General features: G+C 70.3%; 17 protein-coding genes and 3 pseudogenes. 15 read left to right on the top strand and 5 right to left on the bottom strand.

The annotated features are described in order from the left end of the window. Positions 1-200: 200 nt before the first annotated feature. On the bottom strand, positions 201-1,634 hold the full coding sequence (locus V9U70_RS18660) for an endo-1,4-beta-xylanase (protein ID WP_336676657.1): 1,434 nt from the start codon (positions 1,632-1,634) through the stop codon (positions 201-203). A 565-nt stretch (positions 1,635-2,199) separates the two neighbouring features. On the opposite strand from V9U70_RS18660, the gene V9U70_RS18655 reads away from it, so the two are divergent. Beyond that, positions 2,200-3,666: a non-reducing end alpha-L-arabinofuranosidase family hydrolase gene (locus V9U70_RS18655; protein ID WP_336676656.1), complete on the top strand. Its 1,467-nt coding sequence runs from the start codon at positions 2,200-2,202 to the stop codon at positions 3,664-3,666. A gap of 61 nt (positions 3,667-3,727) precedes the next feature. Here the strand turns inward: V9U70_RS18655 and V9U70_RS18650 are convergent. Both V9U70_RS18650 and V9U70_RS18645 read right to left on the bottom strand, forming a co-directional pair. Beyond that, positions 3,728-4,190: pseudogene (locus V9U70_RS18650) on the bottom strand (zinc-binding dehydrogenase); the annotation flags it as partial. A 12-nt stretch (positions 4,191-4,202) separates the two neighbouring features. Next, positions 4,203-4,349 carry a hypothetical protein gene (locus V9U70_RS18645; RefSeq protein WP_336676654.1) on the bottom strand — a complete coding sequence of 49 codons (147 nt, stop codon included), beginning with the start codon at positions 4,347-4,349 and terminating at the stop codon, positions 4,203-4,205. On the opposite strand from V9U70_RS18645, the pseudogene V9U70_RS18640 reads away from it, so the two are divergent. Together V9U70_RS18640 and V9U70_RS18635 are read left to right on the top strand one after the other, a co-directional pair. Further along, positions 4,339-4,503, top strand: a pseudogene (locus V9U70_RS18640) (carbohydrate ABC transporter permease); the annotation flags it as partial. The gene V9U70_RS18645 and the pseudogene V9U70_RS18640 sit on opposite strands and share 11 nt — an antisense overlap. A gap of 105 nt (positions 4,504-4,608) precedes the next feature. Beyond that, positions 4,609-5,326 (top strand): annotated as a pseudogene (locus V9U70_RS18635) (glycogen debranching protein); the annotation flags it as partial. Between the two features lie 174 nt (positions 5,327-5,500). On the opposite strand, the gene V9U70_RS18630 reads toward V9U70_RS18635, so the two are convergent. Continuing rightward, the gene (locus V9U70_RS18630) at positions 5,501-6,454 is read right to left on the bottom strand and encodes an ROK family protein (protein ID WP_336676652.1); all 954 of its coding nucleotides are present in this window, start codon (positions 6,452-6,454) and stop codon (positions 5,501-5,503) included. 356 nt (positions 6,455-6,810) lie between these two features. Here V9U70_RS18630 and V9U70_RS18625 point away from each other — a divergent pair, with 356 nt between their 5' ends. The 7 genes from V9U70_RS18625 (at position 6,811) to V9U70_RS18595 (ending at position 15,659) form a co-directional block, all read left to right on the top strand. After that, the gene (locus V9U70_RS18625) at positions 6,811-8,124 is read left to right on the top strand and encodes an ABC transporter substrate-binding protein (RefSeq protein WP_336676650.1); all 1,314 of its coding nucleotides are present in this window, start codon (positions 6,811-6,813) and stop codon (positions 8,122-8,124) included. 152 nt (positions 8,125-8,276) lie between these two features. Further along, positions 8,277-9,239: a carbohydrate ABC transporter permease gene (locus V9U70_RS18620; RefSeq protein ID WP_336676648.1), complete on the top strand. Its 963-nt coding sequence runs from the start codon at positions 8,277-8,279 to the stop codon at positions 9,237-9,239. Then, complete coding sequence (locus tag V9U70_RS18615) at positions 9,236-10,114, top strand: carbohydrate ABC transporter permease (protein WP_419723996.1); 879 nt, start codon at positions 9,236-9,238, stop codon at positions 10,112-10,114. The genes V9U70_RS18620 and V9U70_RS18615 overlap by 4 nt, the downstream gene beginning before the upstream one ends. Before the next feature lie 44 nt (positions 10,115-10,158). After that, a complete protein-coding gene (locus tag V9U70_RS18610) occupies positions 10,159-12,630 on the top strand; it encodes a glycoside hydrolase family 2 protein (RefSeq protein ID WP_336676647.1) in 2,472 nt (823 codons plus the stop codon). Next, positions 12,623-13,681 carry a LacI family DNA-binding transcriptional regulator gene (locus tag V9U70_RS18605; RefSeq protein WP_336676645.1) on the top strand — a complete coding sequence of 353 codons (1,059 nt, stop codon included), beginning with the start codon at positions 12,623-12,625 and terminating at the stop codon, positions 13,679-13,681. The genes V9U70_RS18610 and V9U70_RS18605 overlap by 8 nt, the downstream gene beginning before the upstream one ends. A gap of 107 nt (positions 13,682-13,788) precedes the next feature. After that, complete coding sequence (gene manA, locus V9U70_RS18600; RefSeq protein WP_336676643.1) at positions 13,789-14,985, top strand: mannose-6-phosphate isomerase, class I; 1,197 nt, start codon at positions 13,789-13,791, stop codon at positions 14,983-14,985. Then, the gene (locus V9U70_RS18595; RefSeq protein ID WP_336676641.1) at positions 14,982-15,659 is read left to right on the top strand and encodes an alpha/beta fold hydrolase; all 678 of its coding nucleotides are present in this window, start codon (positions 14,982-14,984) and stop codon (positions 15,657-15,659) included. The genes manA and V9U70_RS18595 overlap by 4 nt, the downstream gene beginning before the upstream one ends. Before the next feature lie 106 nt (positions 15,660-15,765). On the opposite strand, the gene V9U70_RS18590 is transcribed toward V9U70_RS18595, so the two are convergent. Further along, on the bottom strand, positions 15,766-16,650 hold the full coding sequence (locus V9U70_RS18590) for a glycosyl hydrolase (RefSeq protein WP_336676640.1): 885 nt from the start codon (positions 16,648-16,650) through the stop codon (positions 15,766-15,768). 258 nt (positions 16,651-16,908) lie between these two features. On the opposite strand from V9U70_RS18590, the gene V9U70_RS18585 reads away from it, so the two are divergent. From V9U70_RS18585 to V9U70_RS18565, 5 genes are all read left to right on the top strand, one after another. Next, entirely contained in the window at positions 16,909-17,349 is a 441-nt protein-coding gene (locus V9U70_RS18585; protein ID WP_336676862.1) for a peptidase dimerization domain-containing protein, read from the top strand. A gap of 9 nt (positions 17,350-17,358) precedes the next feature. Continuing rightward, entirely contained in the window at positions 17,359-18,216 is an 858-nt protein-coding gene (locus tag V9U70_RS18580) for a helix-turn-helix transcriptional regulator (RefSeq protein WP_336676639.1), read from the top strand. A gap of 137 nt (positions 18,217-18,353) precedes the next feature. Next, positions 18,354-18,644: an Atu4866 domain-containing protein gene (locus V9U70_RS18575; RefSeq protein ID WP_336676637.1), complete on the top strand. Its 291-nt coding sequence runs from the start codon at positions 18,354-18,356 to the stop codon at positions 18,642-18,644. A 314-nt stretch (positions 18,645-18,958) separates the two neighbouring features. Further along, on the top strand, positions 18,959-19,699 hold the full coding sequence (locus V9U70_RS18570) for an SDR family oxidoreductase (RefSeq protein ID WP_336676635.1): 741 nt from the start codon (positions 18,959-18,961) through the stop codon (positions 19,697-19,699). 342 nt (positions 19,700-20,041) lie between these two features. Next, positions 20,042-21,271, top strand: a complete 1,230-nt coding sequence (locus V9U70_RS18565) for a damage-control phosphatase ARMT1 family protein (RefSeq protein WP_336676634.1) — start codon at positions 20,042-20,044, stop codon at positions 21,269-21,271. The last annotated feature ends 96 nt before the right edge of the window (positions 21,272-21,367 follow it).

The raw sequence follows: 21,367 nt of genomic DNA, 5'->3' as shown, positions 1-21,367 counted from the left end.
CCGAGGCCCCCCTCGGGAGCATCGGGCTGAAGTGGGGACGCCTATCGGGGCGTAGGCAGAACGTCCTACCTACCGCCGCCACCTCGGCGGACCGCGGGTTCACTGCGGCGACCCGGGTACGTCGACGAGGTCCGCCTGAGGGCGGGAGAAACCGCGCCGCGGGCCGTCATCAGTTCGCCCCTTCTCTGTGGCCGGTCCCGTCAGGTGAGGGTCCAGCGCTGGTTGCTGCCGTTCGAGCAGGAGTAGAGCTGGATCTGCGTGCCGTTGGCGGTACCGGTGCCGACGGCGTCGAGGCAGAGGCCGGACTGGACGCCCACGATGGACCCGTCGGAGTTGACGCGCCACTTCTGGTTGTCCCCGCCCCAGCAGCTGTAGATCTGGACCTTGCTGCCGTTGCTTGTGCCGGCGGCGTCCAGACATTTGTCGCCGTAGACCCGGAACTCACCCGATTCGGTCGCCACCCACTGCTGGTTGGCGTTGTTGCCGCAGTCCCAGAGCTGGAGCTGGGTGCCGTCGTTGGTGCTGGCGTTGGGCACGTCCAGACAGCGGTTCGAACCGACGCCCTTGATCTGTCCGGAGCCGACCGGGGGGTCAGTTGTCTCGCCGGCATTGAGGGCGTTGAGGACGGCGGAATAGGCGGCTTTCTTGCTGCCGTCGTTGTTGAACAGCAGCGGTGTGTGCTCCGCTCGCCAGGAGTCGCTGTCGCGCACGCCCCAGACGGTGACGCCGAGGCAGCGCTCGACGGCCAGGCAGTCGTTGGTCACGTTGGCGTAGGTCGTGGGGGAGGCGCCCTGGATGTCCAGCTCGGTGACGGCCACGTCGACGCCGAGGGCGGCGAAGTTCCGCAGCGTGGTACGGAAGTTGCTGTTGTAGGGGCTGCCGCTGTTGAAGTGCGCCTGGAAGCCGACGCAGTCGATCGGCACGCCGCGCTGCTTGAAGTCCCGGACCATGGAGTACATGGCCTGCGTCTTGGCCCACGTCCAGTTCTCGACGTTGTAGTCGTTGTAGCAGAGCTTGGCGGACGGATCGGCGGCACGCGCGGTGCGGAAGGCGAGCTCGATCCAGTCGTTGCCGCTGCGCTGCAGGTTGGAGTCGCGTCGTGCACCCGAACTTCCGTCGGCGAACGCCTCGTTCACGACGTCCCACTGGACGATCTTGCCCTTGTAGTGGCCCATCACGCCGTTGATGTGGCCGATCATCGCCTGGCGCAGATCATTGCCGCTGAGGTTCTGCATCCACCCGGGCTGCTGGGAGTGCCAGGCCAGGGTGTGGCCACGCACCTCCTTTCCGTTCTGCACAGCCCAGTTGTAGACGCGGTCGGCGGAGCTGAAGTTGAACTGACCCCGCTGCGGCTCGGTGGCGTCGATCTTCATTTCGTTCTCGGCCGTCACCATGTTGAACTCGCGGTTGGCGATCGACGTGTACGTCGAGTCGCCCAGTTTGCCCGAGGCGATGGCCGTGCCGAAATAGCGGCCGCTCTGCGCCGCCGCGGCGCCCAGCGTGCTCTCGGCGGCGTGTGCTTCCGGTGGGGCGACCAGCGCGGCGGACGCACCGAGGGCGCCGACGACCAGCGCCAACAGCAGGCTGCGAGTTTTCCGGCGGACAACGGGTCTGGGAAGAGTGCGGGAGCCCATGACTGTGCCTCCAAGGTGGAAATCACGAGAGGACTGGTGCGGTGCGCGGATCTGCCGTGCAGCACAGAAGGCCGAGGCCGACGTCCGGTACCTCGGACCACGGCCAGTTCCTCAGACAGGGATGATTGAGGCATCGGTGATGGGCCGTCAATACTCCGCACAGGAGAAGTTTCGATTGTCCATCCGAAACTTTCCGATACTCCGGCGAGTCGGAATGCAGCCCTGACGTCACCGACGGCGAACGTCGTGGGCCGCGGTCCGGGCGAGGGCACGGATGGTTGTCTGCTTGGCATTCCCCTTCCACGCGTGCGCCTTGAACTGGCGCACTGTCTTCACGCACTCAGAGGAGATCCGGTCGGCGCGATCGCGTGTCCGGCCGGAAGGGGAGGTGCCGTTCACGGGCAGATCAGTGGCAAGCCTTGACCGGGGGACCCCACATCCCTAGCTTGTGGCGTCAAGGTTTCCGGGAATTTTCGAAACTTTCGAAGCTGTCCCGGGCCAACGGCACTTCCGCTCGGCTGTTCATCAGGGTCACCTCAACCCAGCCCCCAAGGAGGCGCAATTCATGTGGTATCGCCACTCGATCCCGGCCTGGCCAAGACGCCTGCTCGCAATCCTCGCCCCCGTGTTGCTTGTGGCCACCTCTCTCGGCGCCCAGCCCGCCGAGGCGGCGACCGTGGACCCCAACGCCTCCTACGTGCTGGTCAATCGCAATAGCGGCAAGGCCCTGGACGTCTACAACATGGCGACCGCCGACGGTGCCCGCATCACCCAGTGGACCAGGAACGATCAGAGCCAGCAGCAGTGGCAGTTCGTCGATTCCGGAGGCGGCTTCTACCGCATCAAGTCCCGCCACTCGGGCAAGGTGCTGGACGTCTACAACTGGTCCACCGCGAACGGCGGATCGATCGTCCAGTGGGCCGACCTGAACGCCGCCAACCAGCAATGGCGACTGGCCGACAGCTCGGACGGCCACGTGAGGTTCATCTCGCGCCACAGCGGCAAGGCCCTCGAGGTGCAAGGCGCCTCCACCGCCGACAACGCGAACACCGTCCAGTACGACGACTGGGGCGGCGCCAACCAGCAGTGGCAGCTCGTCAAGGTCGGCGGCGGCGACACCCGCCCCTGCGATCTTCCGGGGACATACCGTTGGGCATCAACGGGCCCGTTGGCGCAGCCCAAGCCGGGGTGGGTCTCGTTGAAGGACTTCACCGTCGTCCCCTACGAGGGCAGACAGCTCGTCTACGCGACGACGCATGACACGGGAACGCGTTGGGGTTCGATGAACTTCGGCCTGTTCTCCGATTGGTCGGAGATGGCCTCGGTCGGCCAGAACGCGATGTCGGCTTCCACTGTCGCGCCCACGCTTTTCTACTTCGCGCCGAAGGACGTCTGGGTGCTCGCCTACCAGTGGGGCGGGTCGACCTTCTCCTACCGGACGTCGAACGATCCCACCAACCCGAACGGCTGGTCATCCCCGCAGGTGCTCTTCTCCGGAAGCATCCCCGACTCCGGAACAGGACCCATCGACCAGACGCTCATCGGTGACGGGACGAACATGTACCTGTTCTTCGCCGGCGACAACGGCAAGATCTACCGGGCCAGTATGCCGATCGGTAACTTCCCGGCCAGCTTCGGCGCGACCTCGACAGTGGTCATGAGCGATACGACGAACAACCTGTTCGAAGCCCCGCAGGTCTACAAGTTGCAGGGTCAGAACCGCTACCTCATGATCGTCGAGGCGATCGGCTCGCAGGGTCGCTACTTCCGCTCGTTCACGGCAACCAGTCTGAACGGCGCGTGGACACCCCAGGCCGCGACCGAGAGCAACCCCTTCGCCGGCAAGGCCAACAGTGGCGCCGCCTGGACCAACGACATCAGCCACGGTGAACTGATCCGCTCAAGCCCCGACCAGACCATGACCGTCGATCCCTGCAGTCTGCAGTTGCTCTACCAGGGACGCAGCCCCAACTCCGGTGGCGATTACGGCCTCCTGCCCTACCGTCCTGGTCTGCTGACACTGCAGCGCTGACGACGTGGCACGCGTCCGGCTACGGTAGGGGGCCGTCGCGGCGGGNGCCCGCCGGGTCCACCGAGTACGTCACCCCGTGGCGCTTGGCGTTACGCCGGGTTCGAAGCAGAGGGCGGCCATGGTCAGGCGGAGGGCCGGGTTCGCGCCCAGTGCGCGGGCGAAGGCCGGGTCGGCCGAGCCCACGACGCTGATGCCCCGGCCGCCGGGCTCGAGCACGGGCAGAAACTTGGTGAGGTGCTCGCCCCGAGGCTGGCGAGGACGACGTCGTAGCTGTCGAGGACCTCTTCGAAGTCCTGGGCGCGGTAGTCGACACGACGTCCGCACCGAGCTCCTTGGCGAAGTCGAGCCCGGGGGCGCTCTCAGCAGTGGCCACGTGCGCCCGGTGTCCTGGCCAGCTGGACGGCGATGGAGCCGAGGCCGCCGGCGCCGGCCTGCATGAGGATCTTCTGGCCCGGCTGCACGCGGACCCGCTCCACCAATGCCTGCCATGCGGTGAGCGCGAACAGGGGAAGGGAGGCGGCCTCGGCTGCCTCGTCTCAGCGACTCTTCGTCGTGGCTACCGTGTGCGTGACGGCGACCTGGTCGATCACGCCGCGGTCGGCACGCCGCCGCCCTCTCCGGGGGAGGATGACCTGGTACGCCGACATCTCGTTGTAGACGTCCTTGCCGCGGGAGTCGATCACTCTCGGCATCTACCACTACATCGGCAACAACAACCAGGAGTGGAACGCCATCACGGCCACCGCCGTCGTCGCCTCGGTGCCGGCCGCCGTCATCCTCGCCCTGGCCCAGCGGTACGTCGCCGCCGGCGTCACCGCGGGCGCGGTCGAGGACTGACCCCGCAGGCAGATCCCTCGCTCGCCCCCTGTGGGACAGCCGTCCCACCGCCGCCCCCTGCCGGACGGCTGTCACCTCCTGCTCGAGAAACGAGCCCCCCCCTCCATGACCGCCGCCCGATCCGGCCCGGCCTTCTCCGTCCACGACATCCCGTTCAGTGCCTACGGCTCCTGGTTCGGCGTCTCGCCCGTGGTGGCGGAGAACACCTACGCCGAAGACCTTCACCTCGTCTCCCACCACACCGGCATGCACGCCGTCCTGTGCCTGCCCCCCTGGACGGGACGGGCGGGCGTGCCGAGCCCCGCGTCGAGGCGACCCCCGACCGGCTCAGGTGGGCCGGCCCCGCGGGGTGCGTGGACCTCGCCTTCGCGTCGCCCGACACCTTACGGCTGCGGGGCAGCGGCCTGAACCTGCGCATCCTCTCGGCAGCGCAGGCCCTGACCCCGTTCAGCGGCACCTACTTCTACCGGGAACCGCACGCCGACGCGTACGTCTTCACCTCCTACGAGACCGGCCGCCGCTACCGGATCACCCTGCTGGCGGGGGCCGTGGCCGAGACGGCCGGGCAGCAGGCCCTGGGCGGCGCGGATCGCGGGGCACGATCGGCGCCGCCGACGGCGGGAGCTGGGAGACCGCGACCGAGGAGTACGAGACCGCGCGCCTCCCCTTCGCCTCCCCGACGACCTTCGACCAGGTCGTGGACGTCGCTCGTGCCGCCTTCACGACCTTCTGCGACTCCGTCGCACCGTGGCGCTCGTCCGCCACCCCGGCCGCAGAGCTCGCCGCCTACGTGCTGTGGTCCGCGACCGAGGGAGAGGCCGGCCCTGACCTGACCTTCTCCGGCCCCCTCGGACCGGTGACGAGTCCGGCGCCGGGACGTCGGCGTGCTCCACGACGGCGCTTTCGGGGATCTCACCGTCCGGCGCAACGGGAGCGGGCCCCCGGCGAGAACGGAAGCCGCTTCGCGCTGGTCCTGAGGGGCCCGCGTGGGCGAGGCCTACCGGGCGCCCTCGGCGAGCACGGCTCCCACGGGCGGTGCTCCGGCTGACGCCAGCACCGCGGCGCCGACGAGGCCTGCGTCGGGCCCCAGTTCGGCTGGCACGGCGCGCAGTTCCTTGAGGAAGGGCATCGCCGCGTAGCACCGCAGGTGGCGGGCGAGGGGGTCGAAGAAGACCGCCCCGGACTGAGCGACGCCCCCTCCGACCACGGCGATGTCGATCTCGGTCAGCGCCGCTGTGGCGGCGATGCCGGCCGCCAGGGCGCGGGTTGCCCGGTCGAAGGCGGCGAGGGCGGCCGGGTCTCCGGCGCGAGCCGCTGCCGCGACCCCCGCCGCGTCCGCCGTGGCAGGCGCCTGCCAGCCAAGGGCCAGCGCGTGCCGGGTGATGGCCGGGCCACTGGCGATGGCTTCGAGGCAGCCTCTCGCGCCGCACGGGCAGGGGTCGCCTTCGAAGTCGACGCTGATGTGCCCGAGGTGGCCGGCATTGCCCGTCAGCCCGTGGTGAACGCTGCCGTTGAGCACGAGGCCCGCGCCGACGCCCGTGGACACCACGAGACACAGGGCGCTCCCGTGTCCGCGTGCTGCCCCGTGGCGGTGTTCGGCGGCGGTCATCGCCACCGCGTCGCCGGCCAGCGTCACCTGTCGATGGCCGAGAGCCGGATGCCTCCGGACCGACTCCACGAGCGGGAAATTTCTCCAAGCGGGGATGTTCACCGGGCTCACGGTTCCGCGCGCCAGGTCGACGGGGCCGGCACTGCCGATGCCCACTGAGCGGACCCTTGCCCACAGGGGGCCGGCGGCCAGGGTGCTCACCACCTCGTACACCGAGTCGAGGAGCGCGTCGGCGGGTTCCCGCGCCGGGGTCGCGCGGCGCGCCCGGTGAACCAGCGCCCCGTGCTGATCGACCAGAGCGCCCGCGATTTTCGTTCCGCCGATATCAAGGGCGGCGATCAAGTCACCCCGTGGAGGTGAGACCGCCGATCGATGACTACGCAAAGTGACGGTCCTTCGAAGAGGAGTGGTGGGAGCGGACCCGTTGAGGACACCACATCCGACCACCGTCTGACAACGTTGTCCAGTCAGGCGGCGACCCACCCGTGCGTGCGCGTTCAAGGCTCGTCGGATTTAGTCATCGTTTAGTAAAGTCGCTGTTCAGCGCGGTGTGGGTGCGTCAGATCCGTATGGACCGGTCTATGGACACGGCCGCCGCCCTCCGTCTACGTTGAGCGCTCATCAGGCCGGGGCGGCGGGAGTCGGCGCGGCATCCCCCTGGGTGTGATCCCGAGAATCGTGCAGTGAGGGTGGAGGAAATGCGCAGAGCGAGTGTGGTTCTGGTGGCCGCGATCATGGTGGCTGTCACAGCATGTAGCGGCCAGGGGGACGTCCGGAGCGGCGAGGTCGCGGCGCCCCCGAGCGACCCCGCGAAGGTGTCGGGCGCCATCACGGTCCTGACGAACAGGACGGACCAGATAGCCGACGGCTCGTTGAAGAAGTACGCGGCGGAGTTCAACAAGATCTACCCGGGGGTGAAGGTCAAGTTCGAGGGGCTGACCGACTACGAGGGCGAGACCAAGATCCGGATGAACACCGAGAACTACGGTGACGTCCTCCTGATCCCCAACTCCCTCTCCGTCGAGCAGTACCCCGACTTCTTCGCTCCGCTCGGCAACTCCGTCAAGCTGTCGGCGACGTTCGACTACACCGACCACGCCACGGTGGACGGCAAGGTCTACGGTCTCGCCAACATCGGAGTGGCGAACGGATTCGTCTACAACAAGGCGGTCTGGGAGAAGGCCGGCATCAGCGACTGGCCCGCGACGCCCGAGGAGTTCATCGCGGACCTGGCGACGATCAAGGCGAAGACCGACGCCGTCCCGTACTACACGAACTACAAGGACGGCTGGCCCCTCACCAACTGGACGAACGCCATCGGCTCGCCCTCCTGCGACTCCGGGGCCTACGACTCCCTGGCCGCGGCCGAGCAACCCTGGAGCAGCGGATCGGACCTGTACGCGATCGACAGGCTTCTTTACACGATCGTCGAGAAGAAGCTGTCCGAGCCCGACCCGACCACGACCAACTGGGAGGACTCCAAGGCGCAGATCGGGTCCGGCGAGGTCGCGTCGATGTGGCTGGGGTCCTGGGCGATCTCCCAGATGCGGGCCGGTGCGGAGGCCGCAGGGAAGGACCCCGACGACATCGCGTTCATGCCGTTCCCGGCGCAGCGCGACGGGGCCTTCTGTTCCGTGCTGCGCCCCGACTACCAGTACGCGGTCAACGCGCACTCCGACGACAAGACGGCGGCCCGGGCGTGGCTCGACTGGTACATCACGGCATCGGGTCAGGCCGCCAGTGAAGGCTCCATCTCCTCGGTCAAGGGCGCTCCGCTGCCGGACACCCTCAAAGCCTTCTCCGACAACGATGTCACCCTGATCCCGCAACGCCAGGAGAACATCGTCGAGGTCAACGAGATCGACAAGGCGTCCGAGATCGGCATCACCGCGCAGGGCTACCGGCAGAAGCTGGTCGACGTCGCCCGGGGCGCGGCCGACGGGGACATGGACAGCTACTTCGACGAGTTGAACGCCCGGTGGGCCGAGGCCCAGCAGGCCCTCGGCGGCTGACCGCGACACGGCACGGCGCGGCCCGGCCTGCGTGGACCTGCCCGTCCTGGCAGGGCTCCGCTTCCCGACCGGGCGGAGTTCCCCGTGGACCGCTCGCCGCGCCGCAGCCCCGAAGTCCGCCCGACAGGGAACCCATCGCGAGGAACCATGAGATGACCGTTGCCCACAACACCCGTGGCGGGGGGCCGGCCGCCGGCCGGCGAAGCGCACCGCCGCCGACGTCCGCCCCCGGCGGGCCACGCGCCGCCAGGCGGCGCCGTACCGCGGCCCTGACCCCCTGGCTCTTCCTGGCCGCGCCCCTGGCGCTGCTGCTGATGTTCACGTACCTGCCGGTGGCCGACATGATCGGTTACAGCTTCACCGACTGGGACGGCATCAGCCCCGTGCGCTCCTACGTGGGCGGGGAGAACTACACCGACCTGGTGACTCGGCCCGCGCGGTTCGAGGTGTTCCTCGTCAGCGGGTTCTACCTGGCGGCGTCGTTCCTCCAGATCGGGCTCGCCCTGTACTTCGCCACGGTCCTCAGCTTCAACACCCGGTGCCGCAACCTGTTCAAGGGGCTGCTGTTCTTTCCCTACCTGGTCAACGGGGTGGCGGTCGGCTTCGTGTTCCTGTACTTCTTCCAGCCCGACGGCACCCTCGACACGCTGCTGCGCCTGGTCGGGGCGGAAGGCGGCCTGTGGCTCGGCGACCCGGACCTGGCCAACCCCTCGCTCGCGGGGGTGTCGGTCTGGCGCTTCATGGGCCTGAACATGGTGCTGTTCCTCGGCGCGATCCAGTCCATTCCGCCGCACCTGTACGAGGCGGCGGAGCTGGACGGGGCGAACCGCTGGCAGCAGTTCCGGCACATCATCGCGCCCAGCATCAAACCGATCATCAGCCTCAGTTTCATCCTCGCCGTCTCCGGCTCCCTGGCCGTCTTCGAGATCCCCTACATCATGACCGGCGGCGCCAACGGCACGGAGACCTTCGTCATCCAGACGGTCAAGCTCGCTTTCCAGTTCGACAAGGTCGGCCTGGCCTCTGCGTCCGCGGTCGTCCTGCTGGTCCTGATCCTGCTGATCACGTGGGCCCAGCGCCGGCTGTTCCCCGAGGAGAGGGTGGAGCTCTCGTGACCACCGACCTGTCCGCCCCCTCCCGGCGTGCGGCCCGCGCAGGCCGTGGAGCGACAGCCAGGATTCCCGTCGCCCTCAAGTACCTGTCGCTGCTCCTGGCTTCGGCAGTGGTCCTCGTCCCTCTCGTCGTCGTTCTGCTGACGTCGCTCAAGACGGAGACGGAGGTGGCGAACAACGGGCCGCTGTCGCTGCCCGGCGACTGGTTCAACTTCGCCAACTACGCGACCGCCATCGAACAGGGAGCGATGCTGAGGGCGTTCGGCAACACGACGCTGATCCTCGTGGTCTCCACCGCGGGCACGGTACTGATCGGCTCGATGACCGCCTACGCCATCGACCGCTTCCAGTTCCGCCTCAAGAGACCGGTGATGGCCCTCTTCCTCCTGGCCACGCTCGTGCCCAGCGTCACCACGCAGGTCGCGACCTTCCAGGTGATCGACGAGCTCGGCGCGTTCAACACCCGCTGGGCGCCGATCTTGTTGTACACCGGAACCGACATCGTCTCGATCTACATCTTCCTGCAGTTCATCCGGTCCATCCCCGTCTCCCTGGACGAGGCCGCACGCATCGACGGCGCCAACTCCTGGACGATCTACCGGAGAATCATCCTCCCGATGCTGCGACCGGCCATCGCCACCGTCGTCATCGTCAAGGGCATTGCGATCTACAACGACTTCTACGTGCCCTTCCTCTACATGCCGGACCCCGAACTCGGCACCATCTCCACCGCCCTGTTCCGGTTCAAAGGCCCGTTCGGCGCCCACTGGGAGACCATCTCCGCCGGCACGATCGTCGTGATCGTGCCCACTCTGATCGTCTTCCTGGCGCTGCAGCGCTTCATCTACAGCGGATTCGCGGCCGGTTCCACCAAATGACCTGCCCGCCCACCGCGCCTCGCACTACATCTCAAGGAGTACGCATGAAGGTCCGCACGCCGCTGTCCCAGGGCTGGACGCTGCGCCTGAACACCGACCGCGACACCCCCGAGGGCACGCCCCCGCGGCTGGCCGGAACCACCGTGCCGGCACAGGTGCCCGGCTGCGTCCACACCGATCTGATGGCCGCGGGCCTGCTGGCCGACCCGTATCTGGACCGCAACGAGTCGAAGGCCGCCTGGGTGGGCCGTGCCGACTGGACCTACGCGAGTGAACTTCCCCGGCGCGAGGGGGCCTTCGAGCGGGCCGATCTGGTCTTCGAGGGGCTGGACACGGTCGCCGCGGTCCGGGTCGCCGGACGGCTGCTGGGGCGTACGCGGAACATGCACCGCTCCTACCGGTTCGACGTCACCGACCTGCTGGCGGACGGCCCGGCCCCGCTCGAAGTCGCCTTCACCTCCGCGTACACCGAGGCGGAGGCGCTCCGGGAGGCGCTGGGGCAGCGGCCCAACTCCTACTCAGAGCCGTTCAACTACCTACGCAAGATGGCCTGCTCGTTCGGTTGGGACTGGGGCCCCACCCTGGTGACGGCCGGAGTGTGGCGCGAGGCGCGCGTCGAGCAGTGGTCCACAGCCCGGCTGGCCGAGGTCCGTCCGCAGGTCACCGTCGCGGGCGACGGGAGCGGCACCGTCGAGGTGACCGTCGACCTGGACCGCACGACAACCGGTCAGGACCGGCCCCTGCGTCTGGTGGCCGGCGTCGGCGATACCTCTTCCGAGGTCACCGTCGCGCCCGGAGCCATGACCGCCACGGTGTCCGTGCACACCCCGGACGTGGCGTTGTGGTGGCCGCGCGGCTATGGCGAACAGCCGCTGTACGCGTGCACCGTCGTGCTCGAGGACGCCGGCGGCCACGCCCTCGACGCCTGGGAGCGACGCGTAGGGTTCCGCACGATCGAACTCGACACCTCGCAGGACGAGCACGGAAGCGCCTTCACCCTGGTCGTCAACGGCACTCCGGTGTTCGCCCGGGGGGTGAACTGGATTCCCGACGACGTCTTCCCCACCCGCGTCACCGCCGACCGCTACCGGGCCCGTCTCACCCAGGCGGCCGAAGCGGGTGTGGACCTGGTACGCGTGTGGGGCGGCGGGATCTACGAGGACCGGGCCTTCTACGACATCTGCGATGAACTGGGCCTGATGGTCTGGCAGGACTTCCTCTTCGCCTGCGCCGCCTACCCGGAGGAGCAGCCGCTGCGCTCCGAGATCGAGGCAGAGGCCCGGGAGAATGTGGTCCGGCTGATGCCCCACCCCTCGCTGGTGCTGTGGAACGGCAACAACGAGAACCTCTGGGGATTCGCCGACTGGGAGTGGGAGCAGGCACTCGGTGGAGAGTCCTGGGGCGAGGGCTACTACCTCGGTCTGCTGCCCCGCATCGTGGCGCAGACGGACCCGACGCGGCCCTACTGGGCGGGAAGCCCCTGGTCCGGGTCGTGGGACCACACCCCGAACGACCCCGACCACGGCACCGCGCACTCCTGGGAGGTGTGGAACCGCCGTGACTACAGCGACTACCTCACCACGGTGCCCCGCTTCGTCGCGGAGTTCGGCTGGCAGGCCCCGCCGGCCTGTGCCACCCTGGAACGCGCCCTGTCCGAGCGTCCGCTGACCGCCCAGTCCCCCGGCATGCTGCACCACCAGAAGGCAGAGGACGGCAACGGCAAGCTCAACCGAGGGCTCGCCCGCCACTTCGCCCCGCCCGCCGACTTCGACACCTGGCACTACCTGACCCAGCTGAACCAGGCACGCGCCGTCGCCGCCGGGGTGGAGCACTGGCGCTCCCACTGGCCCCGCTGCGCCGGTACGGTGCTGTGGCAGCTCAACGACTGCTGGCCGGTGACCTCCTGGGCCGCGATCGACGGGGACGCCCGGCTCAAGCCGCTGTATTTCGAGATGCGCCGTCTGTACGCCGACCGGCTGCTGACGGTCCAGGAGCGGGACGGCGCCCTGGTTCTCGCGGGCTGCAACCAGAGCGCCGCCGCCTGGGGGGCCACGGTGACGGTCCGGCGCATGGGCGCGGACGGAACGGTACGGGCCGGCGCCGAGGTGCCGTTCGAGGCCGCGGGCCGCAGTGTGGCCTTGGCGGCGCTGCCGCGTTCGGTCACCGAGTTCGGCGACGTACGCGGGGAGTTCCTGGTAGCCGACGCGGACGGCTTGCGTGCGGTGCACTTCGGCTGCCCGGACCGCGAGTTCGCCTACCCGGCCGCTTCCTACGAGGTCCGGGTGAGGGAGGACGGCGAGGGCGGCGCGGCGGTCACGGTCACCGCCTCCGGTCTCGTGCGGGACCTCCTGTTGCAGGCCGACCGGCTGGCTCCGGACGCCCGCGCCGACCGCGGGCGGGTCACGTTGCTGCCCGGCGAGAGCTGCACCTGGCGGGTGACCGGCTGGGCTCGTCCCACCGCGCACGCCGCGGAAGCCGCTCTCTTCTGCGTCAACGGGGCGCCCGTCCGTGAGTGAGGCCCCCGCACGCCGGTCCGGGCGCGTCACCATCAACGATGTGGCCGCCCGGGCCGGGGTGTCCCGAGGGGCTGTGTCCCTGGCGTTCAACAACCGGCCCGGGGTCTCGGAAGCCACCCGTGCACGCATCATGGCGGCCGTCGCCGAGCTGGGCTGGGTGCCGAGCCAGACCGCCATCAAGCTGTCCGGCTCCGCGACCGGAGCCGCGGACACCGTCGGCCTGGTCATCGCCCGGCCCGCACGGCAGCTCGGGCTCGAACCGTTCTACATGGAGTTCATCTCCGGCGTCGAGTCCGTCCTGGAAGAACACCGGTGCTCCCTGCTCCTGCACTTGGTGCGCGACGCCACGCAGGAGATAGCCGTCCACCGCGCGTGGTGGCAGTCGCGCCGGATCGCCGGGTCCATCCTGGTCGACATCCAGCAGAACGACCCCCGGGTCACGGAGCTGGCCGCGATCGGGCTGCCGGCCGTCGCCGTCGGCCACCCCTCACTGACCGGCGGGTTCACCTCGGTGTGGACCGATGACGAGGCTGCCGTACACGAGGCGGTGCGCTATCTCGCTGCCCTCGGGCACCGACGGATCGCACGGGTGGGCGGCCACCCGTCACTCGGCCACACCATCATCCGGACCGCCGCGCTGAACACCATCGTGGCCGAACTCGGGCTGGAGCCGGCCCGCAGCGTCACGACCGACTACTCCGGGGAGCAGGGCGCCCGGGCGACCCGGACGCTGCTGGCCTCCCCGCACCGCCCCACGGCCATCGTCTACGACAACGACGTCATGGCCGTCGCGGGCCTCTCCGTCGCCGCGGAGATGGGCTTGAGCGTCCCGAGGGACGTGAGCCTGATCGCCTGGGACGACTCCCAGTTGTGCCAGCTCACGCACCCGACGCTCTCCGCCATGAGTCATGACGTGTTCGGCTTCGGCGCCGAGGTGACCCGCCGCCTGTTCGATGTCGTCCACCGCCGTGACCTGTCGTCCGGCCCGGCGGCGCCCCCCGTACTGCTGCCCCGCGGCAGCAGCGCACCCCCGCGGGAGGCCGCCGACTGAAGCCGACGACCGCAGCGGCGGGCCCGGCCGCACAGGCGCCCGGGGCCGGGCCCGCCCGCTGCCGCCCCCCTCCGCCGCCCCTCCCGCCCCTCCTCTCGGAGCAGCCCATGGCCGCCCTCTCCTCCCTCAGCCCCGTCGTACGCACCTACCCCTGGGGCTCCCGCACCGCGATCCCCGCTCTTCTCGGGCAGCGCCCCGACGGCGAACCGCAGGCCGAGTGGTGGTTCGGCGCGCACCACGCCGCGCCATCGATCCTCGCCGACCGGCCCGGCAGCCCTGACCTGGCGGCTGCCATCACCGCCGACCCGGTCGGAGAGCTGGGGGAGGCGAGCCTGGCCGTCCACGGCCCCGAGCTGCCCTTCCTGCTCAAGCTGTTGGCGGCAGACCGGGCGCTGTCGGTGCAGGTGCACCCCACGCGCCGGCAGGCGCGGGACGGCCACGACCGGGAGGAGGCGGCCGGAGTACCGCTCGACGCCCCGCACCGCACGTTCAAGGACCGCAACCACAAGCCGGAACTGCTCTGTGCGCTGGGCCCCTTCCAGGCGCTCTGCGGCTTCCGGGAGCCGGCCCGCACGGCCGATCTGCTCGATGCCCTGGCGGTGCCCGAGCTCCGCCACTGGTCGGCGCTCCTCCGCTCCCGGCCGGCGCACGAGGCCCTCAGCCGCACACTCCGTGCGGCCCTCTGTGCCCCCGAGCACCTCGTGCGCGCCGTGTCCGCCGCCCTGCCCCGCCTGACCGCGCCCCCGAGCCCCTGGGACAGCACCGGCACCGCGTACGCCGCCGTCGCGGCGGACTACCCCCGCGACCCAGGGCTCCTCGCGGCACTGCTGCTCAACCATGTCCGTCTCGACGCCGGGGAGGCCCTCTACCTCGGAGCGGGAGTACCGCACGCCTATCTACGGGGACTGGGCGTGGAGGTCATGGCCAACTCGGACAACGTGCTGCGGTGCGGTCTGACCGACAAGCACGTCGACAGCGCGCTGCTGGCCGACATCGTGGACTGCACGCCCGTGCGACCGGCCGTCGTACGACCGACGGACACCGGGCTCGTCGGCGAGACCCGATACCGCTCTCCCGCGAAGGAGTTCGTTCTCTCGCGGCTGGAGACAGGCGCCGACGCCGTGAACGTGACCGACCCCGGGCCACAGGTGCTGCTCTGCCTCGCCGGCCCTGTGCGCCTGACGCCCGGCCCGGTCCTCTCCCGGGGCAGGGCCGTGTTCGTGCCCGCCGGAAGCCCGTGCGAGGTGAAGGGCGCAGGAGCGGTGCTCTACCGCGCTCGGGTCCCCCTGGACACCGCCTCATGAGACTCGCGACCCGTGTCTGGGGGGACGGCCCCCGCACGGCGGTGCTGGTACACGGCATCATGACGGACTCACGTACGTGGAATCGTGTCGCACCGGCTGTCGCCGACCGCGGCTACCGGGTCATCGCCGTCGACCTGCGCGGTCACGGCGCGAGCGGTCGCGGCGAGACCTACACACCCGCGGCCCTGGCCGTCGACCTGCTCGACACGCTGCCTCCGGCGCCGGACCTCGCCATCGGCCACTCCCTGGGCTCAGCCGCACTGCTGCTCTCTCTGCCCCGATTGCGCTGTGCACGTGCGGTCCACTGCGATCCCGCGTGGCTCAGCCGCCCCCGGGACCTGGCCGCCCTGCGCGCCGTCAAGCACGCCACCCGGCAGGAGCTGCGGGCCGCGCACCCGCGCTGGCACGACGACGACATCACCGCAGAGCATGACGCTCTGGCAGCCTGGGACCCGGGTTCGGTCGCCGCCCTGGCGCACCTGCCCGGCCTGCCCGCCGCCCCGGCCGTCCCCTCTCTGGTGCTGCTGGCCGATCCCAGCGAGCGGGTTCCCCCGGCCGTGGCCGCGACGCTGCGGCGCCGAGGCTGGCACACGCGGACGGTGGACGGCGCGGGGCACACCGTCCACCGCGACGATCCGGCCGGCTTTCTCCTCGGGCTCTCCGGATGGCTGTGACCACATCCGACCTCCTGCCGTCAGGTGAGGCCGGCCAGCCGCCGGTCCTCCGCCCGACGCGGACCAGGGAGCCGCGAGTCTGTGGCCGCGGCGGCTCCAGCGGGCCTCAGGGGAGGTTGACCTCGCCCTGGTTGAGAACGCGGGGGTGGAAGTACGAAGCCTGGATCTCGGCGTTGGTGTTGTTCCCCCGCAGATGCTCGGACCACATCATGAACCAGGTCCAACGCGTCTGGTTCTGCAGCATCGCCGCGGTCGGCATCTTGCCGATCTCCCCGATGGCCATGGGCTTCGTCCCGGCGATTTCCCTCATCTGCTGGTAGTCAGCGGAACTGGGGTGGCTCTTGTACCAGACATCGAGTGACACGATATCCGCGTACTGATTTCCGGGGTAGTAATTGCTCCACCCGCCGGCCGGGTTGTCCTGCACGTTCCATACCCAGATCAGGTTGTCGAGCCCCTTGGTTCCTGCGAGGTAGTCGCGCGTGATCTGGAAGAGCCGAGAACTACCGTTGGCTCCCGGCCGGTTGCCCCACCAGTTCCATGATTCGTTCATCTCGTGGAACGGCCGGAAGAGAACGGGGACCCCCGCGTTCTTCAGCTGCTGCAGGTAGGGGACGACCTCGTCGAGACGCCGCTTCCACGCGGTGTTCAGGGCGCTGCCGTCGGTGAGGATCTGCGAGAACTGCGTGTTCGATATGTTCGACTTCACGCCGCCCTCGAACGCACAGGTGCTTCCACCGGTCGGCGGGCAGACATGCCAGGTCAAAGACACCAATGACCCGTTGGCCCACTCGATCTTCGCCTGGTCCACCACGCGCTGGCGATGGGCCACGTCCGCGGCGTTGAACATCAGGTCGCCGCCCCACAGGCCCGGATACTGCCCGGTGACGTCCTTGACCTGTTGCGTGTACTGCCCGGGAGCCGAAGCGGGCTCCTTGTTGTGCTGCCCGGAAACGATGCTGGTCCCGGAGATGGAGCGCAGGTAGTTCACCACATTCTGCTGGGGGATCGCGGGGAACGCTTGCGCGGATTCTGTCGCCGGCCAGGCGAATGCCGCTGTGAAAACGGCTGCGGCAGTCAGAGCGGAAGACGCAAAGCGTCGTGTTCTTCTCACGGCATCCCTGCTTTCGCGAAGGAACGGAAATGCTTCACGCCATGAAGGTGGCGGAATTCCCGGTTCTCGTCAACGGTCCGCACCGCCCCCCGTTGCCGACGGGCGACATTATTTACTTAACCTTTTCTAAACGTGATGCATTTTTCGCCGCTTGTCCTCAATGCGCACTCCGCCTCATGGTCCGGACCGCGTACCCGCACGCCCGCCCCCCCTTGCGCCGCGCTCGGCTGGGCCCCGCCAGGACGGTGTCACTCCCCGCTGGGTCCGGCGAAGGTCCAGTTCACCGCGTACGGGGTGAGGCGCGCGGCCGCAGGCACGAAACACAACATCATCCCCGCAGAGGCCCGGCTCTCCCTGAACCTGCGCACGCAGGACACGCAGGTGCGGGACCGCGTCCTCGAAGCCGTACGCCGCATCGTCGCGGGCGAGTGCCGGACCGCCGGCTGCCCGGCCCCGCCGGAGGTCGCGGCCTCGTGCTGCGGGCGGCGGACGGCGCGGGGCCGGAACCGGCCCGGCCCCCCGGAGTTCCCCACCGGGGGGCCGCAGCCCGTCCTGGGGGTACGGGACAGCCCTTAGCCTGGCCGAATGGCGACTTCGAAGCTGGGAGAGTATCTGCGGAGCCGGCGCGCGCGGGTGACGCCACCCGATGTCGGTCTGCCGCAGGACGGGCGGCGGCGCGTCCCCGGTCTGCGGCGTGAGGAGGTCGCGATGCTGGCCCGTATCAGCGTCGACTACTACCTGAGGCTGGAACAGGGCCGTGAGAGGCACCCGTCGCCGCAGGTCCTGGACGCGCTGAGCGACGCGTTGCTGCTGGACGACGACGGCCGGCTGCACCTGTACCGGGTCGGGGGCCTGCTCCCGCTTCCGCGTCCGGAGGGCGCCGTCGAGCGAGCGGACCCCCAGCTGCTGGCCCTGACCGAACTGTGGGACCGCACACCGGCCCTGCTCCTGGGGCGGGCGTACGACGTTCTCGCGGCGAACACGCTGGGGCGGGCCGTCTTCCCCCACTACCCACCCGGCGCGAACGTCCTGCTCGCCCTGTTCCTCGACCCGTCCCTCCGCTCGTTCCACGCGGACTGGGAGAAGGCCGCGGCCAACGCGGTCGCGGGGTTCCGCTTCCTGGAAGGCGCGCGGCCCAACGACCCGCGCATCCACGAGGTGCTGCGGACGGCCTCGGAGAACAGCCGGGAGTTCGCCGACCTCTGGCAGAGGCGGGACGCACGGGGCAAGAGCGACGCCGCCAAGGTCCTGCTGCACCCCGCTGCGGGTGAGCTCACCCTGCGCATGCAGACCTTCGACGTACGCTCCGCCCCGGGGCAGCAGCTGGTCGTCTACCACGCACAGGAGGGCACCCGGACCGCGGACGCGCTCCGCCTCCTCGGCTCGCTGGAGGCGACCACCCGCACCGGGCGCCAAGACGCCCCGGGGAGGCGGACCACGTAGGAGCCCGCTCCCCGGGCGCGGCCGGCGACGGGGCCCTGCGAGGGCATGGCCCCAGAGCCGACGGCGCACCGTGGGTGCGCTGCACCCAGGAGGACCGCGGCCTGGCCCCGGTCCCCGGCGCCGCCGAGGGTGGAGCCATGACCAGCGACGACACGCCCCGCGACCCCCACCCGTACGTCGGCACGTGGGTGACCGCGGACGGCTTCATCCGCCAGGAACTGCTGCCGGACGGCCGCTACGACGAGGCCCGGGGCGACCGCCGGAGCGCCTACACCGGCCGCTACTCCGTCACCGGAAGTCACCTCGACTACGTCGACGACACCGGCTTCACCGCCACCGGCGACGTCCGCGACGGCGTTCTCTTCCACGAGCACCTCGTGCTCCACCGGGAGGACGAGGTGCGCGCCCGGCAGAGGCGCCGGCCCTGACCGCGCCGCGGCCGCAGGCGACGCGAGCAGCCGCCCGTCCAGCCCGCGAGCGCGTACGGGACGAGGTGGTCCGCCGGACGGCCGGGCCGCCGAGGCCGCCCCCCGCCCCGGGCCGCTGAGCCTTCACCGCCCCGCCGCGCATGCCCGCCGCCCCACCGGTGCCCTGCCCCCCGACGGGAGCCGGCCACCGGACGCGGCCGCCTCGCACAGCCCAGCGGGCGACAACACGACGTCGCACCGCTCCGTCCGGCCGACGCGGTCCGAGAGACGACGCGCCCCATCGGCCGCCACCCCTTTGAAGGAGAGCTCCGCCCATGACCCCTGCCACCACCCCCAAAGTCGTCCTCATCACCGGAGCCAGCAGCGGCATCGGAGAGGCGACCGCCAAGCTGCTCGCCGAACGAGGCCACCACGTCGTTCTGGGAGCCCGCCGCACCGAACGGCTCGAAGAGATCGCCGAGGCCATCCGGGCAGCCGGCGGCAGCGCCGAGCACCACCCTCTGGACGTGACCGAAGCCGAACAGGCAAGGACGTTCGTCGAGGCCTCTCACCGCAGGCACGGCCGCGTCGACGTCCTGGTCAACAACGCCGGTGTGATGCCCCTCTCCAAGCTGGAGGCGCTCCGGATCAACGAGTGGAACCGCATGATCGACGTGAACCTCCGCGGTGTGCTGCACGGCATCGCGGCCGCCCTGCCGGTCATGCGGGCCCAGGGCCACGGCCAGTTCGTCAACGTCGCCTCCATCGGCGCCCATCAGGTCTCCCCGACCGCGGCCGTCTACTGCGCCACCAAGTACGCCGTGTGGGCCGTCTCGGAGGGGCTGCGGCAGGAGGTCGGCGGCGACATCCGCGTCACCACCGTCTGCCCTGGCGTCACCGAATCCGAACTGGCCGAGTCCATCGCGGACCCGGTGGGCCGTGAGGAGATGCGTACGTTCCGCAGCGTCGCCATCCCGGCCTCGTCCATCGGCGCGGCCATCGCGTTCGCCATCGACCAGCCCGCCGATGTCGACGTCAGCGAGATCATCGTCCGCCCCACCGCCAGCCACGCCTGAGCCGGTCAGCCGCCCCGTCACCGCCCACGGCGGGGGAGGGGCGGCGTCGTCCGCCCTGTGGCCGGCACGACGGCCCACCCGCGGAGCAGGACGGCGAACGGGGCGGGCCCCGGCCGGGAGGCGCAGGAGCGACGAGCGTCGCGGTCCCGGTCGCGGTGCCGGGGTTCGTACGCTGGGGGAGGTCCGGTGAACGGTGCCAGATCGGCGCCGTCAGGGTGGACGCCTCACTTCGTTGCGCGGCACGCGCACCCGGGACGGACGACGTGCCGGTGGGGAGTGCGGCCGGCGTCGCCGCCCCGTGGACCACGGACGCCTGAGCGAGACACGAAGGGCTTGTACACCATGACAGAGAAGATCTCCGGCGACCCGGGTGAAGAGGCGGCGCGCGCCACAGGGGCGGCCGCCGCGTCGGACGCTCCGGTCATTCTGAGCAACGAGCCCGGTTCGTTCGCCCGGGGAGTTCTGGCCGAGCGCCATCCTGCCCTCATCCAGCAGGTGCGGGACGCTTTTCCGTACGGCCGGCGACAGCACGAGGCCCTCGACGACCTGCTGGACGAGATCACCACCGGTGTCGTCGAACCGCTGGCCTCCACGGAGCGTGACCACGACCACTGGGCGGGCTGGGGGCGGGAGCACTTCGGCCGCTCGTGGTATGACGTTCCGTTCCTGTGGGCGGAGAGCTACTTCTACCGCAGGCTCCTCGGCGCGGTCGGTTACTTCGACGCCGGCCCCTGGCAGGGAGTCGATCCGTTCGCCCCGTTCAAGCAGGCCGAACTGGAAGGCGACGCGGTGGCCCAGGAGCTGCGAGCCCTGGACGCGCTCGCGAACGTGCCGGCCGAGGAGCGGGCCACGGCCCTGCTCCACGCCTCGCTCTGGGGCAACCGCGCGGACCTCGGCTTCCGCGCCTCGGCCGGGGAGCCGGAGACCGGCGACGCCGCCGCGTCCATGCTGGTCGCGGACGACAGCGTCTCGCTGTGGCAGGCCCTCCCCGCCGGAGCGCCCTCCACCGTCGCCGTGGTCGCGGACAACGCGGGACGAGAACTGGTCCCCGACCTGATCCTCATCGACCACCTCCTCGAACAACGGCACGCCGAACGCGTGGTGCTCCACGTCAAGCCCTCCCCCTATTACGTCTCCGACGCGATGACCGCTGACGTCGTCGACTGCCTCCGTCGCCTCGTCAAGGCGCCCGGCGAAGCCGGCAGGATCGGCGGCCGGCTGTGGAAGGCCATGACGGCAGACGACCTGGAGGTCCGCACCCACCCGTTCTTCTGCGCTCCGCTGCCGTACGGCGAGATGCCCGCGGACCTTCGCGCCGCGTTCGAGAGCGCCACGCTCACTCTCCTGAAGGGCGACCTCAACTACCGTCGTCTGGTGGGCGACCGGCTGTGGGACGCCACGGCCTCCTTCGCCGACCGCACCGCGTACTTCCCGGGTTCCGTCGCCGCGCTGCGCACCCTGAAGTCCGACGTGATCGTCGGCCTCGACCAGAGCACCTCGGCAGCCCTGGAGAGCTCCGGTGCCGCCTGGCGTACCAGCGGCACGCACGCGCTGATCCAGGTGCGCGGATGACCGGCCGTCGCCGAGGGCGCGCTGCCCGGGACCGCGCCGCCTGACGGCAGGCGACGCGTTCCCCGGCGGCGCGCCGCCGACGCGGTCCGCGGGACG

Origin of the sequence: Streptomyces pratensis (assembly GCF_037137275.1) — a bacterium.
GTDB classification, from domain to species: Bacteria; Actinomycetota; Actinomycetes; order Streptomycetales; family Streptomycetaceae; genus Streptomyces; species Streptomyces pratensis_B.
The sequence above is the reverse complement of the archived record's forward strand: the minus strand, read 5'-3'. Positions and strand labels throughout refer to the sequence as shown.

What these genes read in the sequence shown, in the direction of transcription:
- V9U70_RS18585 (WP_336676862.1), top strand. Translation starts at nt 16,909, where the DNA reads ATGCATTTTTCGCCGCTTGTCCTCAATGCGCACTCCGCCTCATGGTCC.
- V9U70_RS18655 (WP_336676656.1), top strand. Translation starts at nt 2,200, where the DNA reads ATGTGGTATCGCCACTCGATCCCGGCCTGGCCAAGACGCCTGCTCGCA.
- V9U70_RS18610 (WP_336676647.1), top strand. Translation starts at nt 10,159, where the DNA reads ATGAAGGTCCGCACGCCGCTGTCCCAGGGCTGGACGCTGCGCCTGAAC.
- V9U70_RS18625 (WP_336676650.1), top strand. Translation starts at nt 6,811, where the DNA reads ATGCGCAGAGCGAGTGTGGTTCTGGTGGCCGCGATCATGGTGGCTGTC.
- V9U70_RS18660 (WP_336676657.1), bottom strand. Translation starts at nt 1,634, where the DNA reads ATGGGCTCCCGCACTCTTCCCAGACCCGTTGTCCGCCGGAAAACTCGC.
- manA (WP_336676643.1), top strand. Translation starts at nt 13,789, where the DNA reads ATGGCCGCCCTCTCCTCCCTCAGCCCCGTCGTACGCACCTACCCCTGG.
- V9U70_RS18595 (WP_336676641.1), top strand. Translation starts at nt 14,982, where the DNA reads ATGAGACTCGCGACCCGTGTCTGGGGGGACGGCCCCCGCACGGCGGTG.
- V9U70_RS18565 (WP_336676634.1), top strand. Translation starts at nt 20,042, where the DNA reads ATGACAGAGAAGATCTCCGGCGACCCGGGTGAAGAGGCGGCGCGCGCC.
- V9U70_RS18580 (WP_336676639.1), top strand. Translation starts at nt 17,359, where the DNA reads ATGGCGACTTCGAAGCTGGGAGAGTATCTGCGGAGCCGGCGCGCGCGG.
- V9U70_RS18620 (WP_336676648.1), top strand. Translation starts at nt 8,277, where the DNA reads ATGACCGTTGCCCACAACACCCGTGGCGGGGGGCCGGCCGCCGGCCGG.
- V9U70_RS18575 (WP_336676637.1), top strand. Translation starts at nt 18,354, where the DNA reads ATGACCAGCGACGACACGCCCCGCGACCCCCACCCGTACGTCGGCACG.
- V9U70_RS18570 (WP_336676635.1), top strand. Translation starts at nt 18,959, where the DNA reads ATGACCCCTGCCACCACCCCCAAAGTCGTCCTCATCACCGGAGCCAGC.